1 protein-coding gene is annotated in these 3,090 nt (G+C 55.1%); it reads right to left on the reverse strand.

Annotated elements, in window-relative coordinates; genetic code table 11:
• On the reverse strand, positions 1-3,055 hold a 3,055-nt coding region (locus tag PHH49_08710), incomplete at its 3' end, for a hypothetical protein (protein ID MDD5489020.1).
• Positions 3,056-3,090 lie beyond the last annotated feature (35 nt).

Below are 3,090 nucleotides of genomic sequence, written 5' to 3' on the forward strand. Positions count from 1 at the left end.
AAAGCACCGTCAGGTCGGCCCAGTTCACTCCCGCTCTCGTCAGTGGATTGAGATCGGCCCAGTTAACGCCCGCCTTGCTGAATACCTCCATATCGGCCCAGTTGACACCCGCTTCCGTAAGCGGCCTGAGGTCCGACCAGTTTATGTTGGCGATGGTCATCGTCCTTAGGTCCAGCCAGTTTATGTTGGCTGTTGACAACGTCCGGAGATCGGCCCAGTTAGTACCCGACTCCGTCAATGTTTCCAGGTCAGCCCAGTTTATCCCCGCTATTGTCATGGGCCTGAAATCGGCCCAGTTGACACCGGCCGCAGAAAGTACCGCCATGTCGTCCCAGTTAACGCCCGCACCCGCCATTATGGACAGGCTGTCCCAGTTGACGTTCGCCGACGCCATGTTCTCTATATTGAACCAGTTGACCTCCGCGAGGGATAGATCAGCTATGTTGAACCAGTTAACACCGGCCGACGCCATGTTCTCTATGTTGAACCAGTTGACGCCCGCTTCCGCGAGGTCCGATATGTTGAACCAGTTAACGCCCGCGCCCGCCATGTTCGAGATACTGTCCCAGTTAACACCCGCGGCCGCCATGTTCTCAACGTTATACCAGTTGACGTTCGCGAGCGATAGGTCTGCGAGATTGGTCCAGTTAACGCCCGCGCGTGTAAGGTCCTCTATCCCTGCCCAGTTAACGCCTTCTTTCGTCAAGACCTCGAGGTCCGACCAGTTCACGCCCGCCTTCGTGAAAACATTGAGATCCGACCAGTTAATGCCCGCCTTCGTAAGCGTATTCAGGTCCGACCAGTTCACGCCCGCCTTCGTAAGAGGCACAAAATCAGCCCAGTTAACCCCGGCCTTGGTCAATGTATTGAAATCCGACCAGTTAACACCCGCCTCCGTAAGTACCTGTATATCGTACCAGTTGACACCTGCGTCGCTCATTACCCGGAAATCAGCCCAATTAGCCCCCGCGCGTGTCATGACATTCACGTCAGTCCAGTTGATATTGGCTTTTGTAAGGGAATTGAAATCACTCCAGTTCACATTCGCGCGTGTAAGTGGCCTGAGGTCAGCCCAGTTCACACCCACTTTCGTAATAGTGTTGAAATCCGACCAGTTCACGCCCGCCCGGGTCATGACCTCGATATCGCCCCAGTTTATCCCCGCTTCGGTTATGGTAGTGAAATCGGTCCAGTTCACGCCTATCTCGCTCATGACCTGGAGGTCCGACCAATTTATACCGGCGCGGGTCAGGGGCTCGAAATCGGCCCAGTTAATGCCGGTCTTCGACATGTTTTCCAGATCGGCCCAGTTAATGCCTATATCGACCATGACCGATATGTCATACCAGTTTATCCCGGAATCCGCCATATCAGAAACATTATCCCAGTTCACACCGGCGTCGGACAGGTTCTTGATGTTATCCCAGTTCACGCCAGAATCGGCCATGACGGAAATACTGTCCCAGTTCACGTTAGCGGCCGACAGGTTGGCGATATTGAACCAGTTAACGTTCGCTTCCGCGAGGTCCTGTATATTGAACCAGTTAACGTTCGCCTCAGCCATTTCCGCGAGGTTATACCAGTTGATCTCCGCGTCCGCTAGATCACCCACGTTCACCCAGTTAACGCCCGCGCCAGCCATGGTAGATATATTGTCCCAGTTAACACCCGCGGCCGCCATGTTGGAAAGGTTGTACCAGTTAATGTCCGCCTCCGCGAGATCGGACACGTTATCCCAGTTAACGCCCGCGCCGGCGAGTATCGATATACTGTCCCAGTTCACGTTGGCCGCCGCCATGTTCTCCAGGTTATACCAGTTGATGCCGGCATCCGCGAGTTCCGATATATTGTCCCAGTTGACGGCCGCGCCGGCCATACTGGATATACTGTCCCAGTTCACGCCCGCCGCCGCCATGTTGGCGAGGTTCACCCAATCCACGGCGGCATCGGTCATGACCCCCATATCCACCCAGTTCACGCCCGAGGTGGACCACACCGCGAAATCGGACCAATTCACGCTGGACTCGGACATGACCTGTACATCATACCAGTTGACGCCCGCCCTTGTGAACACACGCATATCCGACCAGTTCACGCCGGCACGGGTCATCGTGTTCATGTCCGACCAGTTCACGCCGGACTTGCTCATCACATTGAAATCATGCCAATTAACGCCCGCTTCCGTCATGGTCTCGAGGTCGGCCCAGTTTATACCCTCACGGGTAAGGACACGCATGTCTGTCCAGTTAACACCCGCCTTCGTGAACACATCAAGGTCTTCCCAGTTCACGCCCGCGATGGTCATGCGGCCCATATCCTGCCAGTTAACACCCGCCTCGCTCATCACCTGTATGTCATACCAGTTGACCATGGCCTTGCTCATGGTCTCAAGGTCTGTCCAGTTCACGCCCGCGTTGGAGAAAACACCGAAATCATTCCAGTTTATCCCCGCGTCCGTTATCGGCGTAAGCCCAGTCCAGTTCACACCGGATTCCGTCATAACCTGGAAGTCCGACCAGTTAATACCCGCTTCGGACATGGTCTCCACATCATCCCAGTTAATGCCGGTCCGGGATATAACTCCTATATCAGACCAGTTCACGTTCGTATTTGAAAGGACCTGGAAATCCGACCAGTTGACCAGGGAACGGGTCATGACCTGGAGGTCCGCCCAGTTGACCCCAACACTGGATATCACCTGGAAGTCCGCCCAGTTCACGTCCGCGGTCGACATTACCGCCATGTTCACCCAGTTGACCCCGGAATCCGCCATAGTGGAGACGTCGTTCCAGTTAACACCCGCGATGGACAGGTTGGATATATTGACCCAGTTAACACCCGCGTCCGCCATGACCGATATGCTATACCAGTTGACGTTCGCCGTGGCCAGATCGGCGACGTTGAACCAGTTGACATTGGCCGAGGCCATCTGCTCGATATTCGTCCAGTTCACATTGGCCGCCGCCATATCCTCGATGTTGTACCAGTTGACACCCGCGGCCGACAGGTCGGAAAGGTTCTGCCAGTTTATGTTCGCCGACGACATCGCCTGCATACCGGTCCAGTTTACATTGGTATCGGCCAGGACCT

It is taken from the genome of Candidatus Omnitrophota bacterium (genome assembly GCA_028715965.1).
Taxonomy (GTDB): Bacteria; Omnitrophota; Gorgyraeia; order Tantalellales; family Tantalellaceae; genus JAQUQS01.